Origin of the sequence: Ruegeria sp. HKCCD4884, from assembly GCF_013110855.1 — a bacterium.
Classification (GTDB): Bacteria; Pseudomonadota; Alphaproteobacteria; order Rhodobacterales; family Rhodobacteraceae; genus Ruegeria.
In genome coordinates this window covers 131,712-146,403 of record NZ_WVRJ01000009.1, presented here as the reverse complement: position 1 = coordinate 146,403, position 14,692 = coordinate 131,712, and the positions used below count along the sequence as shown (strand labels likewise).

The window sequence follows — 14,692 nt, the reverse complement described above, 5'->3', positions numbered from 1 at the left end:
GGGTCTTTACTCCTGAATCAGATCCAGTTGGCGCATGATCTCGGGGCCTGCGCCTTCCAATGCGGGACGCTCGATCTGGGCCTGCTGCGTCAGTTCATCAATGCGGGCCTGAATGACTTCTTGCTGGATCGTCTGAACAAGCTCTTCGCGCACAACGTCCAATTCAGGCGCTTCGGTCTTGCGCTTGTCGTTCAGCTTGACCAGATGCCAGCCAAATTGGGTCTGAACCGGGTCCGAGATCTGCCCTTTTTCCAACGCGATCACGGCACCTTCGAATTCGGGTACCATCTGGCCTTTGCCGAACCAGCCAAGCGCACCTCCGTTTGGGCCGGACGGGCCGGTCGAGTTCTCGCGTGCAAGCTCGGCAAAGTCGGCACCATCATCCAACTGCGCCTTCAGCTCTTTTGCTTTTTCCTCGGTCTCGACCAGAATATGGCTGGCGTCAAATTCATCTTCGCCCGCGAAATCTTTGAACTGCGCATCATAGGCCGCCTGAATGGCCTCATCCGTGACGGCAGCTTCCGTCAACGCAGTGACAGTCTGTACTGCACGCAACGAGCGTTTTTCATTTTCCAACCGCAGGGCGTTTTCGGTGGTCAGATCTTCCTGCTGCTGGCCCAGCAGTTGCTGTTGAATCATCTGCTCCAGCACAAAGTCGAACAGAACATCATCTTCAGCCTGCAGGTACTGCTGAGGCAGCGCAGCAACGGTCGCAATCAAGTGACCAAGTGTGATTTCGTCGCCATTCACACGTGCCAAAACTGTGGACGCGTCGGGCTTGGTTTCGGCGGCCAGCGGCAGCGCCATCATGGCAGTCAGAGCCAGCGATGGCAGAAAAGTGAGGCCTTTGGGCATTGAATCATCCTATTTCCTTGCCGCGACAGGGCGCAGCGTTGACACTCTGGAACCTGCCGCTTACATCGCTTTGAAGCCTTGGACAGGGCCGCCTTTCACCCCCCCGTATCTATGGGTTGCGCGCAAGGTGGGCAAGCCTGTCGAAACCAAGACAAGAACAGATCCGCTGGAGTGAACATGCTGGGACTCGGAACGCTCGCCAAAAAGGTGTTCGGAACACCGAACGACCGCAAGATCAAGGCGACCCGCCCCCTGATCGAAAAGATCAACGCATTGGAGCCAGAGTTTGAAAAACTGTCGGATCAGGGCCTGATCGACAAGACCGAGGAACTGCGCAAGCGCGCTCTGGATGGCGAAAGCCTGGATGATCTGCTGCCCGAAGCCTTTGCAAACGTGCGCGAAGGGGCCAAGCGTGCTTTGGGTCTGCGCGGCTTTGACGTGCAGTTGATGGGCGGCATCTTCCTGCATCAGGGCAACATCTCGGAAATGAAGACGGGTGAAGGTAAGACACTGGTCGCGACTTTCCCTGCCTATCTGAACGCGCTGACCGGCAAGGGTGTGCATGTTGTCACAGTGAACGAATACCTGGCCAAGCGCGACTCGGAATGGATGGGCAAAGTATTTGCCTCTGTGGGCATGACCACGGGCGTGATCTGGTCGGGTCAGCCCGATCCAGAAAAGATGGCCGCTTATAAGTGCGACATCACCTACGCCACCAATAACGAGCTGGGTTTCGATTATCTGCGCGACAACATGAAGGCAGATCTGGAACAGGTTTATCAGAAACACCACAACTTCGCGATTGTGGACGAGGTCGACTCGATTCTGATCGACGAGGCGCGGACACCGCTGATCATCTCGGGACCCGCACAGGACCGCTCGGATCTGTACACCGCGATTGACGCGCTGATCCCAACGCTCGGCGACGATCACTTCACGCTGGATGAAAAGTCGCGCAATGTGACGTTCACCGATGAGGGCAACGAGTTTCTGGAAGCTCAGCTGCTTGAGACTGGGCTGATACCAGAAGGCCATTCCTTGTATGACCCGGAAAGCACGACAGTCGTGCACCACGTCAATCAGGGCCTTCGCGCACACAAGTTGTTCCAACGCGACAAAGACTACATCGTGCGTGACGGCAACGTTGTTCTGATCGACGAGTTCACTGGCCGCATGATGCCGGGCCGCCGCTTGTCTGAAGGCCTGCACCAGGCGATTGAGGCCAAGGAAGGTGTGCAGATCCAACCTGAAAACGTGACGCTGGCCAGCGTGACCTTCCAGAACTATTTCCGCCTGTATGACAAGCTGGGCGGTATGACCGGGACCGCGTTGACCGAGGCTGAGGAATTTCAGGAAATCTACGGTCTGGGCGTGGTCGAGGTTCCAACCAACAAGCCAATTGCCCGGATCGACGAGGACGATCAGGTCTATCGCACCGCAATGGAAAAATACGGTGCAATGATCGGCGAAACAAAAAAGGCTCAGGAAAAAGGCCAGCCTGTTTTGCTGGGCACTACGTCCATTGAGAAATCTGAACTGCTGAGCCAAATGCTGACCAAAGAAGGCATCGAGCACAATGTTCTGAACGCCCGTCAGCACGAGCAAGAGGCGCAAATCGTTGCGGATGCAGGCCGTTTGGGTGCCGTAACAATTGCCACAAACATGGCCGGTCGTGGTACCGACATTCAACTCGGCGGCAATGTCGAAATGAAAGTGCTGAAGGCACTGGCCGAAAACCCCGAAGCGGATCCATCTGAACTGCGGGCCGCAGAAGAAGCGCGCCACGCTGAGGAAAAAGAAAAGGTTCTGGCGGCGGGCGGCCTGTACGTCATGGCGTCTGAACGCCACGAAAGCCGCCGCATCGACAACCAGCTGCGAGGTCGTTCCGGCCGTCAGGGTGATCCGGGCCGCACTGTGTTCTACCTGAGCCTTGAAGACGATTTGATGCGTATCTTTGGCTCGGAACGTCTGGACAAGGTTCTGACGACGCTAGGCATGAAAGAAGGCGAGGCAATCATCCACCCTTGGGTGAACAAGTCGTTGGAACGCGCGCAATCCAAGGTCGAAGGCCGCAACTTTGACATGCGGAAAAACGTTCTCAAGTTCGACGACGTGATGAACGATCAGCGTAAGGTGATCTTTAGCCAACGCCGCGAAATCATGTCAGCCAATGACTTGTCCGAGATCGTCTCGGATATGCGTGAACAGGTGATCGACGATCTGATCGACGAATATATGCCGCCAAAGTCCTATGCGGACCAGTGGGATACAGACGGGCTGCATGAAGCAATCAAAGACAAGCTGACCGTCGACGCGCCGGTTCAGGACTGGGCCGCTGAGGAAGGCGTGGACGACGAACAGGTGCGCGAGCGTCTCATCAAGACCGCAGATGAGATGATGGCGCAAAAAGCCGTCGCCTTTGGTCCGGAAAACATGCGCAACATCGAAAAACAGGTATTGCTGCAAACCATCGACAGCAAATGGCGCGAGCACTTGTTGACGCTGGAACATTTGCGTTCGGTTGTCGGTTTTCGCGGTTACGCCCAGCGCGATCCGCTGAACGAATACAAAAACGAAAGCTTCCAGTTGTTCGAAGGGATGCTGGACAGCTTGCGCGAAACCGTCACGCAGCAATTGTCGCGCGTGCGCCCCCTGACTGAGGAAGAGCAGAAAGAGATGCTTGCCCAGATGGCGGCACAGCAGGCACAGGCGCAACAGGCGGTGGACAAAGCCGCTGGTCAGGCAGAAGCCAAAGCCGAAGCTGCGGCATCTGGCGATGCGTTGCCCGGGTTTGATGAGACTGACCCGTCAACCTGGGGGAACCCGTCGCGGAACGATCCCTGCCCCTGCGGGTCCGGCAAAAAGTTCAAACACTGCCACGGTCGATTGACCTAACGTTAACGCCCTCTGTTCACAATGAGTCCGCCTCGCGGCCACAAATTGGCCGCGATTCGTAGCGAGAGTGCAAGCTGCTCCTTCAACTGGGGAGGGTGTCTTGTTTGTAGTTCGCAACTACGTGACCATGTGCGGAACGGTGGCATGTGCTTTGGGCATCGGCTACCTGATGCAAAACGGACCTTCTGCGCAGCGTAACGCCGCGCAGGCGGGTATTGATGTCGCATCGGCATCAGAACAGTCTTCGGTTTTGTCCGGGCTGGAGGATATTGTTTTGACCTCGGCCACACCGTCTGACGCAATTCCCGGCAATGCACCTCCTGTACCTCGTGGGGTTCCCTCTGCGGTCAGACCGACAGATTGCAACATCAGCGCCCGCGCCACCGCTGTTCCAGGCGCGATGGCCCGCCTGACACTTAAAGCGCCTTGTAACGCGGAAGAACGGGTTGAGGTCCATCATAGCGGCCTGACAGTTAGTCAGATGACTGACACGTCCGGTGCGCTGCAAATGACGATCCCGGCCTTGTCGGAATATGCGATTTTTCTGATTTCATTCGAAGACGAAAGCGGCACTGTCGCCACCACTCACGTTTCTGACATTGCCAAGTACAATCGCGTTGCCCTGCAATGGCAGGGTGAGACCGAATTGCAGATCCATGCTCTGGAGTTCGGCGCCAGCTATGGCGGCGATGGCCACGTGTGGGATGATGCTTCGGCACAAGGAACAGGCGACATTGTGCGACTTGGTCAACAAGGACTGAGCAAAACGCAGAATATCGAAGTTTATTCCTTCCCGTCCGGCGCTTCAGATCAGTCTGGCACAATCGATCTGACGGTCGAAGCCGAAGTGACCGAGGCAAATTGCGGGCATACTCTGAACGTGCAAGCGTTAGAACTTTTTTCAGACCGCCGCCTACGATCCCGCGACATGTCGCTGGACCTGCCCGATTGTTCACACGCAGGTGAGTTTCTGGTGTTGAATAATCTGCTCTCAGACCTGACAATCGCGGCAAAGTAATCCGCAGGCAGGTTTGACTCTCTTATGACATTATTCCGTGTAGCGGCAGCTGCGCTGATTTCATTTGCCACTGGCGCTTTGGCGCAGGACATCACGCTAACGTCGCATGACGGCAAAGTCGAAGTGACCGGCAATCTGCTGGGTTTTGACGGCGAGTTTTATCGCGTTGAGACTCAGTTTGGCCCGCTGACAGTAGATGGCTCTGGCGTCACCTGCGACGGCCCCGCCTGTCCAAACCTGACGGATTTTGTTGCTGAGCTGTGGTTTTCCGGCTCATCCGTTATGGCTGAAACGGTTCTTCCCGCACTCATTATAGGGTTCGCACGGCAAGAGAACCTGACAGCAACCCCAGCCCGCGTAGATTCGGACAGTTTTGTCTATGAGCTCAGGCAGGCTGACCGCTCAGCACCACTTGCACGGTTTTATTTTGACGTTGGAACAACGGCGCGTGGGTTCAGGGATCTGGTTGCGGATCAGACAGATATTGTGATGGCCCAGCGGGAGGTGCGCGAGTCAGAACGAGAGGAAGCCGAAGCCGCAGGTCTGGGCGATCTGAAGCGGGCGCGGCGCTCGCGCGTCATTGCGTTGGACGCTATGGTCCCGGTGGTCGCTGCCGACAGCATGATGCAGCAAATCTCGATGGCGGATTTGGCCCGCGTTCTATCCGGGGATGTGACCAATTGGATGGATTTGGGCGGTCCGGACGCACCGATTGCCCTGCATGTCCCGGAAATGGGATCCGGGCTTGCACAAGCTGTTGAAGACCAGGTCTTGAAAACCGTGGACGCGGAGTTGTCGCCGACAGCGATCCCGCACAGCCGAATCCGCGATCTGACAGATGCTGTGGCCAAAGACCCCTTTTCAATTGGGATAGCCAGCAAAGCCACAGCTGATGGCACGCGCCCCCTGCCGTTGACCGGAGGCTGCGGTCATCCGCTTGCCGCCACCCGACAATCAATCAAGACCGAGGATTATCCGCTGACCCTGCCGATGTTCCTCTACCTGCCGGATCGACGCCTGCCACGGATCGCGCGGCAGTTTCTGGCATATACCCAAGGCCCCGGCGCACAGATGGCGATACGGGGCGCTGGTTATGTGGATCAATCGCCTGAAACTCTGCCAATTGGCGTGCAGGGCGACCGGCTTGCCAACGCTATTGTCACCGGCGGCGCTGAGGTCGAGCTGGAAGAATTGCAGCGTATGATCGACACGCTGCGTCCGCTGTCGCGCCTTTCCTTGTCCGTTCGGTTTGAACCCGGATCATCGCGGCCCGATGCGCAATCTCGTTCAAACATCCAACACTTGGCGCAAATGCTTGAAACCGGAACGCTGAAGGCGCGCAAGCTGGTGTTTGCGGGCTTCAGCGACGGTGACGGCGGGGCCGCCACCAATGCCCGCATCGCCTTGCGGCGCGCGCAAACCGTGCGCAACGCTGTGCTGGCGGCTGTGGAATCGTCACTGCCCGAAGGTATCGAGGTTTCAGCCGAAGGCTTTGGTGAAGCAATGCCAATGGCCTGCGATGACACGGAATGGGGCCGCAAAGTTAACCGTCGAGTCGAAATCTGGGTGCAGTAGGTGTCACAAGTACCCTTCTGACCGAAAGCTCAATTCGGTCGATTTCCCGATGATCAGGTGATCGTGCAAGGTTAGGCCCAACGCCGAGCACGCATCCTGAATACGGTTGGTCATATCTTTATCCGACTGCGAAGGCGTCGGGTCACCAGACGGATGGTTATGAACCAAAATCAAGGCCGAGGCATTCAGCTCCAGCGCGCGTTTGGCAACCTCGCGTGGATAGACCGGCACGTGATCAACGGTGCCTTTGGCCTGTTCTTCATCCGCGATCAGAACGTTTTTTCGATCCAGATAAAACACCCGGAACTGCTCGGTCTCACGGTGGGCCATGGTGGTGTGACAATAGTCCAGCAGCGCATCCCAACCCGAGATCACATGCCGCTGCATCACCCGCGCACGCGCCATCCTGTGGGCACAAGCCTCAAAGATTTTCAGATCAGTGATCACCGTATCGCCCACGCCTTTGATCTGCCGCAGTCGTTCCTCGGGCGCGGTCAACACGCGGTTGAAATCGCCAAACGCATCCATCAACGCACGCGCCAGCGGCTTTACGTCTTGTCGCGGGATGGATCGGAACAGCACCAGTTCCAACAACTCGTAATCCGGCATTGCCGCTGACCCGCCTGCCATAAACCGTTCGCGCAGCCGCTTGCGATGGTCTTTGATGTAGGAGGGTATCCGACCAGAGGGCAGCGGCTGCGCCGGCGCTTCGTCCGTGTCAAACAGCATAGGGGCTTCGGCAAAGGCGTTCTGTGTCATAGCTTCACCCTGACGCAGAATCGGTTTCTGATTGGTTAACGCGCCTCGCCTGCCATGCGCGCGGTGGCGCGGCGGACGATCATATGCAGAAGGATCGAGAACACACCCAGCGTCAGCATTGCCGCAAACATCAGGTCGGTCTTGGCGCGGCCATTGGCCAGCAGCATCAGATAGCCCAAACCTTGCGACGAGCCGACCCATTCGCCAATCACCGCCCCGATCGGAGCATAAACCGCCGCCAGACGCATGCCCGAAGCCAGCGAAGGCAGCGCCGCCGGAATACGGATGTGCCACAGCACCGACCGTTTGCTGGCCTGCATCGTGCGCGCCAGATCCAGATAACCCGGTGGCGTGCGCATCAACCCATCAAAGAAAGACGAGGTGATCGGGAAATAGATGATCAGCACCGCCATCGCGACTTTGGACCACAGACCATAGCCAAGCCACAGGGTCAGCAACGGTGCCAGTGCAAAAACCGGCAGCGCCTGAGTGAACACCAGCATGGGCTGCACCAAAACCCGCGCGGCGCGCGAATTCGCCAATTGAAGCGCTGTGATGACGCCCAGTACCGTCCCGACGGCCAGACCTATGACAACTTCTACTGCGGTGATCCACGCGTGCTCGGCGATCAACCACCTGTTCTGCCACCAGGTTTCGGCCACCACAGCGGGGCCGGGCAGGATGAATTTTGGCAACCCGGTGAGGGTCACTATCCCTTGCCAGATGATCAATGCAAACAGTGTAGCTGCGAGGGCCGACAGGTACTTCATACCGCGTCCTCCCGCAGAAGTCGCAGCAAAGCACCCTGAGTTTCCAGCGTTTCCAGATCATCCACGCTGCGTGGGGCCGGAGCGTGAGGTGGGTCGCAAGGGGTCAGGCCGTGTTCGGTCATGACAACAATGGACTGCCCCAAGCGCGCAGCTTCACCGGGGTCATGCGTGACTAAAAGGACAGTTCGCCCTGCCAGAGCCTCGGCCGCCAAATCCTGCATATCGGCGCGGGTCCGGGCGTCCAGCGCTGAAAAGGGCTCATCCAGCAGAACGATGGGCCGGTCTTCCATCAGCGTACGGGCCAGCGCGACGCGCTGTCTTTGCCCCCCCGACAGCTCGGTCGGTTTCTTGGTCATGTGATCCTGCAGACGCATCCGTTTGATCAGGCGGTCACGCCGATCCAGATCAGGCTTTTCGCCCCGCAGTCGAGCACCAAGTGAAACGTTCTGCGCCACAGTCGCCCAAGGCAGCAGTAGGTCGTCCTGCGCCATGTAAGCTACCCGATCCGAGACCGGCAAACCGTCGCTTGCTGTGAACTGGCCCGAGAACTCGGCCCCGGTTTCCAACCCGGCAATCAACCGCAAAACGGTCGTTTTTCCCACGCCCGATCCGCCCAGCAAACAGGTCCATGCCCCTGCCCCAAGGGTCAGGGTCAACGGAGCGAACAAGGTTGCGCCGTCGATTTTGGCAGACCCGTTTATGGTCAGATCAGGCGCAGGGGTCACGGGGTCAGTCCCATTTGCCAGAAATTCACTTCCAATTCCGTCGCCGTTCGGAAGGTTTGGCACAAACGATCCCAGCGGGGCGAAGATTCAAAATCCGCCCCAAGTCGCCTTGTTAGAGCCGAATCCAGCAACTCACCTACCGCTTGGCACGCGCCTTGATACTCTTCCCCGGCATAGGTGTTGATCCAGTCGCGATAGGTATCGGACGTCGCCTCTTCTGCCAGCCGTGCACCGATCTCGCCATAACCCATAACGCAGGGGGCCAACGCTACCAGCAGGTCCAGCAGATCGCCGCTGTATCCGGCCTCAAGTACAAACCGCGTGTAGGCCAGGTTTTCAGCGCGTTCAGGGGTGGCGAACAATTCATCCTGTGAGATTCCAGCAGCCTCACAGATACCGATGTGCAGTTGCATTTCTTCCGCGACCAAAGCGTTCACGGTGCCAACCGCTGTCAGCATTTCGGAATGCGTTTCCGATTTCACTACTGCCAATGCCCAGGCGCGCGAGAAATGGATAAGGAACACGTAATCCTGGCGCAGATAGTGAAGAAACGCCTCATGCGGCAGCGTGCCGTCTTTCATTCCTTCGACAAAGGCGTGGCGGGTATAGTCCCGCCACGGCCCCTGCGCCGCATCACGCATCAGCGTGAAGGCTTTGCCATACCCGTTCATTGCGCGGTCACGTCGATGGTCAGATCACTGACCGGAAGGATACTGTCGATCATGCCGCTTTCATTCAGGAACGCCTCGAACCGGGCATAGCGACCGGCATCAAAGCCTGCGGGGCGCAGTGCAAAACGTGGCAGCGTGTCGACCCAGGCGCGGGCGTTCAGCTCATCTTGCAGTTCAGGTGACGTGCTTGCGAAGATCTCCCAGCTTTTTTCCGGGTTGTTGACGATATACTGGGTCGCCTTTTCGGTCGCGGCCAAGAAGCGGGCGATCTTGTCTTTGTCCATCGTATCGGGGTTGGCGACATAAATCAGCTCGTCGTAGGATGGCACGCCTTCTTCCTCGATGTAAAAACAAGTGCCCGGACGACCTTCGATATCCATCTGATTCAGTTCAAAGTTGCGGTACGCGCCGATCACCGCATCGACCTGGCCAGTCATCAGCGACGGCGAGAGTGAGAAGTTGACGTTGATCAGCTCCACATCGTCCAGAGCAACGTCATATTTGCCCAGAACGGTGCCAAGGATGGCCTCTTCGACACCTGCGACAGAGAAACCGATCTTCTTGCCCTTGAGGTCGGCGGGCGATTTGATCGGGCCGTCTTCCAGCACCAAAAGGCAGTTCAAGGGTGTTGCAACCAGTGTGCCAACGCGTTTCAGGGGCAGGCCCTCGTGGATTTGCAGATGCAGCTGGGGCTGATACGACACGGCCAGTTCCGCCTGACCAGCAGCTACCAGACGCGGCGGGGCGGACGGGTCCGCAGGTGGGACGATTTCAACCTCAAGCCCCTGCTCGGCGAAATAGCCGTTTTCCTGCGCCACAATAATAGGGCCGTGGTCAGGGTTGATAAACCAATCCAGCAGAACGGTCATCTTGTCTTCGGCCCAAGCTGGCGCGGCGGCCAGAAGGGCAATGGCTGTCATCAGCTTTTTCATGTCTCGCGTTTCCTTTTCACTCACGAGGTTGAGGCCGCGACAAGGACGATCTCGCCCGGCCAATCTGGTTGTAACTGTTCGGCGGCGCGCCAAGACCGCAGGCCCGTGGCGCAGCAAAGTGCAAGCCTTTTGCCTTTGTTAGGGTCTAACTTGTGAAGTTCATTCGGCAAAAAGCGAGCGGCGTTTGGATGGGCTGGAATCGGCGCTTCTTCGATGCCGCGCAGCTCCACGATCTGGTCGGTATCCGTCAGTTGATTGGCAGACAGGAACCGAAAACGCGTGGTCGGCTCGGGTGCATCGTCAAACCGGAACCCGGTACTGCGCAGGGTGCACGCGTCGTACTGTACCATCTGCCCCAAAGGTGATGGCTTCAGCCCAAGGATCAGGTTCAGCACCATCTGTGCCTGCATCGCCCCGATCACGCCAACCACAGGACCCAGAACGCCCGCTGTCGCGCAACTGGCCCCACTGTCCGGCGCATCCGGGAACACAGCGCGCAGGGATGGCGCACCGCCACAGAACCCGCCGACATAGCCGGAAAGCCCCAGAACCGATGCGCTGATCAACGGTTTGCCTTGCTCCAGGCACGTGTCCGACAGGATATAGCTGGCCGCGTAACTGTCAGCGCAATCCAAAACGGCATCGGCTTGCGCGACCAGAGAGGCCGCATTTTCACTGGTAAGCGCGTGATTGAAGGCAACAACTTCAACCTCGGAATTCAACGCGCGGCACCGGTCGGCGGCCCGCTCTGCCTTGGGCTGTCCGCAATCGGCCTCAGCAAACAAGGTTTGCCGATGCAGATTCGACAGGTCCACGTTGTCACCATCTACAATCGTGATCTGCCCCAAACCAGCCCCGGCCAAAAGCGGAAGGACCGGCGCGGCCAACCCGCCCGCGCCAACCACGAGAACATGAGCCGAAGTCAGGCGACCCTGCCCTTCTTCGCCCACTTCTGGCAAAAGCGTCTGACGGGCATAGCGGCTCATCGCGTGGCCTCGATCCACGCGCGCACCCGCGCTTCGGGGTCAGCATTCAGAGTAATGTCCGTCACGGCCGAGACAATATCGGCCCCGGCCTCTATAACACCTGCCGCGCGCTCAACACTCATACCACCGATGCCCACCAAGGGAATGTCGCCAACGCGAGCCTTCCATTCGGTCACGCGGGGCAGGCCCTGTTGATGCCATTTCATCTTTTTCAGGATGGTTGGATAGACGGGCCCTAACGCCACATAGTCGGGATCCATGGCCAACACGCGCTCAAGCTCATCATCGTCATGGGTAGAAACACCCAGCTTTAGACCCGCTTTTCGGATGGCTTTCAGATCTGCATCATCCAGATCCTCTTGCCCCAGGTGAATCCAGTCGCATCCCAGATCGATGGCATGTTGCCAATAATCATTGATCACCAGAACTGCCCCATGATCGCGGCACAAATCGCGCGAGGCCGCTATCTGGTCGCGCACCTCATCATCCGGCTGATCCTTTACGCGCAATTGCACCAGTTTGACACCCAACGGCAACATCCGGCGCAGCCAATCCGAGTGATCGAAAATCGGATAGAAACGGTCCAGCGTCATGACAGGAATGCCTTTCCAACAACAGGAGTAGAAGGTTCAGCCATATCGCGCGCCTCGATCGGGTCCGCCTGATGGGCCAACTGCCCGGCCAGTGTCGCCTGCGCCATCGCTTTGGCCATGAGAACCGGATCCCCGGCGCGGGCCACGGCCGTGTTCAACAGCACGGCGTCATAGCCCAACTCCATTGCGTGGGCCGCATGGCTGGGCAGGCCGATACCGGCATCGACCACCAGTGGAACGTCCGGGAACTCGGCCCGCATCGCGCGCAAGGCGTATTCGTTGTTCAGACCACGCCCAGACCCAATCGGCGCGCCCCAAGGCATCAGCACCTCGCACCCAGCTTCCAGTAAACGTTCGCCCACGATTAGATCATCGGTGGTATAGGGAAACACCTGAAATCCGTCTTCGGTCAGGATGCGGGCGGCTTCGACCAATTGGAACACATCCGGTTGCAGACTGTCGGTGTGTCCAATCAGTTCCAGCTTGATCCACGAGGTCTCAAACACCTCGCGGGCCATATGGGCCGTGGTCACGGCCTCTTTCACCGTGTGGCAACCGGCGGTGTTGGGCAGGATCAGGACGCCCAGTTCCCGGATCATCTGCCAAAAGGTCTGCCCGGCACCGGATTCACGGCGCAAGGATACGGTTGCAACACCCGCACCACTGTTGCGGAAAGCCTGCTCCAAAATGGCCGGGCTGGGATACTGGGCCGTGCCGAGCATCAAAGGGTTGGGCAGTTCGGTTCCGTAGAAGGTCTTCATGCTCACCCTCCCTGCATCGGTGCAACAACTTCGACCCGGTCGCCATCGGCCAATTCGTGCGCAATGCGTAGACTGGACGGCACGAAATCCTCGTTCACTGCAGTGGCAACGCGGCCAGTGAAGCCGCATTCGTCCAGCAGCTCGGCCAGGGTTTCGGCGCGTACGACCCGCGCCTCTCCGTTAAGCACGATCTTCATCGACCATCTCCGAATGTGTGTTGTCCAACGCCAGATCCGCCACACCCTGCGCCAGAGCCGGGGCGAGCAGATAGCCGTGCCGATAGAGCCCGTTGGCATAGATTGTCCTGCCCAAGCGGCGGATGCGGGGCAAATTATCGGGAAAGGCGGGGCGCAGGTCGACGCCGATTTCCAGCACCTCAGCCTCACCAAAGGCCGGGTTCAGGGCATAAGCCGCGCTGAGCAGTTCCAGCATGGACCGGGCCGTGATGCGGCTGCTGTCTTCGCTTTCGATCATGGTCGCACCCAGCATGTAGATGCCATCGCCCCTCGGCACGATGTAAAGCGGCATTCGAGGGTGCAAAAGGCGCACAGGACGGTTCAGCGTAACGTCGGGGCAGCGTACGACCAGCATCTCACCCTTCACGCCTCGAAGATCATGAAGATATTCGCGCGCGTGCAGTCCGCGGCAGTCGATTGCGTTCTCAAGCTGCGCGGGGGCCAGTTTACGATGGAATTCCACCCCTTGCTCTTGCAGACCTCGGTGCAAATCCAGTAACGCCTGACGCGGATCAAGGTGGGCTTCCCGGTCAAAGAACAGGCCCTTCCCAAACCCGTGCAAATCAGGCTCTAATTCGGCGACTTTCGCTCGGTCAGCATCCACATACGCCTCAGTCCGGCGCGCAAATCTGCGTAGGTCTGGCAGGTCTCTTGCACTTGCAACGACCAAGGTACCGCACCGCTGTACCTGTGTGCGACCAGCCCACCAGTCGATGGCCTGCTGACCCAGTCTCAGCACCGGTTCTTCCGCGTTTTCATATTCACACCAGGGGGCCAGCATGCCCCCGGCCCACCACGAACACCCGTGCGGGCCCGGCGGGCCGCCGGGATCAAACACCTGCACCTTCGCGCCGCGCGACACCAGTTCGCTGGCGACGGCCAGACCGGCAACCCCGGCTCCTATGACAGACCAGACGGTCACTTGGGCCAGACCTGATGGAAATGATGCACCGGACCATGCCCGGAACCCACGTTCAGCTCATCTGCGCGTCCAATCGCGCCTTGCAGGTATTCATGCGCCTGAGCAGCGGCCTCCTTCAAAGGCAGACCCTTTGCCAAACCAGCGGCAATCGAGGATGACAAGGTGCATCCGGTCCCATGCGTGTTTTTGGTGTTCAGGCGCGGGGCCAGAAACTCTGCCACGATACCTGTCGGGTCGATCAGCAAATCATGACACACCTCGCCCGCACCATGACCGCCTTTCATGACCACAGCGCGCGCACCCAAAGCGCAAAGAGCCTGACCCTGAGCGGCCATCTCCTCGGGCGTTTCGGCCTCTTGTGCATCCAACAGGCAAGCGGCTTCGGGCAGATTTGGTGTCAAAACCGCCGCCATCGGCAACAGCATATCGCGCAAGGTTTGAATTGCCTCTTGCGCCAGCAAGGCGTCACCGGACTTGGCGATCATCACCGGGTCCAGAACAATGGGGCCTCGAAAGTCAGCCAGCCCCTTGGCAACGGTTTGAATGATCTCGGGTGTAGCCAGCATACCGATCTTTACGGCTTTGACGTCCAGATCGCCCAGCACCGCGTGAATTTGCGCCTCGATCACGTCCAGAGGGATACCATGCACTGCTGTGACAGCCTGGGTGTTCTGTGCGGTGACGGCAGTAATCACGCTGGCCCCAAAAACACCAAGTGCTGACATGGCCTTCAGATCGGCCTGTATCCCGGCACCGCCGCCGCTGTCGGATCCCGCAATGGTCAGGGCAATTGCAGCCATGTCGTCGCTCCATCATCTTTGGGCAACGATGTAGGAAAACTGTCTGCGTTCATAAGACCGTTCCCTACGCCGGAATTGCCCGGATCAGGTTCGATGGGTTAGCGCAGCCGCGCCTCTCAGCCCTGCGATCAGGGCACCCCAACGGTTGGCGCAGACAATCTCAGCCACCGACGCCAAACGCAAGAGCCAATTGG

15 protein-coding genes and 1 riboswitch are annotated in these 14,692 nt (G+C 58.6%); of the genes, 3 read left to right on the top strand and 12 right to left on the bottom strand.

What is annotated here, in order from left to right; translation table 11 throughout:
* Nucleotides 1-6: 6 nt before the first annotated feature.
* Nucleotides 7-855, bottom strand: coding sequence for a peptidylprolyl isomerase (locus tag GS636_RS14590; protein WP_171670157.1), 849 nt, complete (start codon nucleotides 853-855; stop codon nucleotides 7-9).
* A 177-nt stretch (nucleotides 856-1,032) separates the two neighbouring features.
* Here GS636_RS14590 and secA point away from each other — a divergent pair, with 177 nt between their 5' ends.
* The 3 genes from secA to GS636_RS14575 all read left to right on the top strand — a co-directional run bounded on the left by secA (nucleotide 1,033) and on the right by GS636_RS14575 (nucleotide 6,343).
* A complete protein-coding gene (secA, locus tag GS636_RS14585; protein WP_171670154.1) occupies nucleotides 1,033-3,750 on the top strand; it encodes a preprotein translocase subunit SecA in 2,718 nt (905 codons plus the stop codon).
* 100 nt (nucleotides 3,751-3,850) lie between these two features.
* A complete protein-coding gene (locus GS636_RS14580) occupies nucleotides 3,851-4,768 on the top strand; it encodes a hypothetical protein (protein ID WP_171670151.1) in 918 nt (305 codons plus the stop codon).
* 24 nt (nucleotides 4,769-4,792) lie between these two features.
* Nucleotides 4,793-6,343 (top strand): phosphate ABC transporter substrate-binding/OmpA family protein, encoded by a 1,551-nt coding sequence (locus GS636_RS14575; RefSeq protein WP_171670149.1) that lies wholly within the window; start codon nucleotides 4,793-4,795, stop codon nucleotides 6,341-6,343.
* Nucleotides 6,344-6,346: 3 nt separating this feature from the next.
* Here GS636_RS14575 and radC read toward each other — a convergent pair whose 3' ends face one another.
* The 11 genes from radC to thiD are packed head-to-tail and all read right to left on the bottom strand — an operon-like array spanning nucleotide 6,347 to nucleotide 14,498.
* Nucleotides 6,347-7,102, bottom strand: a complete 756-nt coding sequence (gene radC, locus GS636_RS14570; protein ID WP_171670146.1) for a DNA repair protein RadC — start codon at nucleotides 7,100-7,102, stop codon at nucleotides 6,347-6,349.
* Between the two features lie 35 nt (nucleotides 7,103-7,137).
* Nucleotides 7,138-7,872, bottom strand: coding sequence for an ABC transporter permease (locus GS636_RS14565; protein WP_171670143.1), 735 nt, complete (start codon nucleotides 7,870-7,872; stop codon nucleotides 7,138-7,140).
* Nucleotides 7,869-8,597, bottom strand: a complete 729-nt coding sequence (locus tag GS636_RS14560) for an ATP-binding cassette domain-containing protein (RefSeq protein WP_171670140.1) — start codon at nucleotides 8,595-8,597, stop codon at nucleotides 7,869-7,871. The genes GS636_RS14565 and GS636_RS14560 overlap by 4 nt, the downstream gene beginning before the upstream one ends.
* Entirely contained in the window at nucleotides 8,594-9,268 is a 675-nt protein-coding gene (gene tenA, locus GS636_RS14555; RefSeq protein WP_253762808.1) for a thiaminase II, read from the bottom strand. Before tenA ends, GS636_RS14560 begins: the two co-directional genes overlap by 4 nt.
* On the bottom strand, nucleotides 9,265-10,200 hold the full coding sequence (locus tag GS636_RS14550) for an ABC transporter substrate-binding protein (protein ID WP_171670138.1): 936 nt from the start codon (nucleotides 10,198-10,200) through the stop codon (nucleotides 9,265-9,267). The genes tenA and GS636_RS14550 overlap by 4 nt, the downstream gene beginning before the upstream one ends.
* Nucleotides 10,201-10,220: 20 nt before the next feature.
* The gene (locus GS636_RS14545) at nucleotides 10,221-11,186 is read right to left on the bottom strand and encodes a HesA/MoeB/ThiF family protein (RefSeq protein ID WP_171670135.1); all 966 of its coding nucleotides are present in this window, start codon (nucleotides 11,184-11,186) and stop codon (nucleotides 10,221-10,223) included.
* A complete protein-coding gene (locus GS636_RS14540; protein ID WP_171670132.1) occupies nucleotides 11,183-11,779 on the bottom strand; it encodes a thiamine phosphate synthase in 597 nt (198 codons plus the stop codon). The genes GS636_RS14545 and GS636_RS14540 overlap by 4 nt, the downstream gene beginning before the upstream one ends.
* A complete protein-coding gene (locus GS636_RS14535) occupies nucleotides 11,776-12,540 on the bottom strand; it encodes a thiazole synthase (RefSeq protein ID WP_171670130.1) in 765 nt (254 codons plus the stop codon). The genes GS636_RS14540 and GS636_RS14535 overlap by 4 nt, the downstream gene beginning before the upstream one ends.
* Before the next feature lie 2 nt (nucleotides 12,541-12,542).
* Nucleotides 12,543-12,737: a sulfur carrier protein ThiS gene (thiS, locus tag GS636_RS14530; protein WP_171670128.1), complete on the bottom strand. Its 195-nt coding sequence runs from the start codon at nucleotides 12,735-12,737 to the stop codon at nucleotides 12,543-12,545.
* On the bottom strand, nucleotides 12,721-13,698 hold the full coding sequence (locus GS636_RS14525; protein WP_171670125.1) for an FAD-dependent oxidoreductase: 978 nt from the start codon (nucleotides 13,696-13,698) through the stop codon (nucleotides 12,721-12,723). Before GS636_RS14525 ends, thiS begins: the two co-directional genes overlap by 17 nt.
* Nucleotides 13,695-14,498 carry a bifunctional hydroxymethylpyrimidine kinase/phosphomethylpyrimidine kinase gene (gene thiD, locus GS636_RS14520; RefSeq protein WP_171670123.1) on the bottom strand — a complete coding sequence of 268 codons (804 nt, stop codon included), beginning with the start codon at nucleotides 14,496-14,498 and terminating at the stop codon, nucleotides 13,695-13,697. Before thiD ends, GS636_RS14525 begins: the two co-directional genes overlap by 4 nt.
* Before the next feature lie 44 nt (nucleotides 14,499-14,542).
* A riboswitch (TPP riboswitch) is annotated at nucleotides 14,543-14,649 on the bottom strand.
* Nucleotides 14,650-14,692 lie beyond the last annotated feature (43 nt).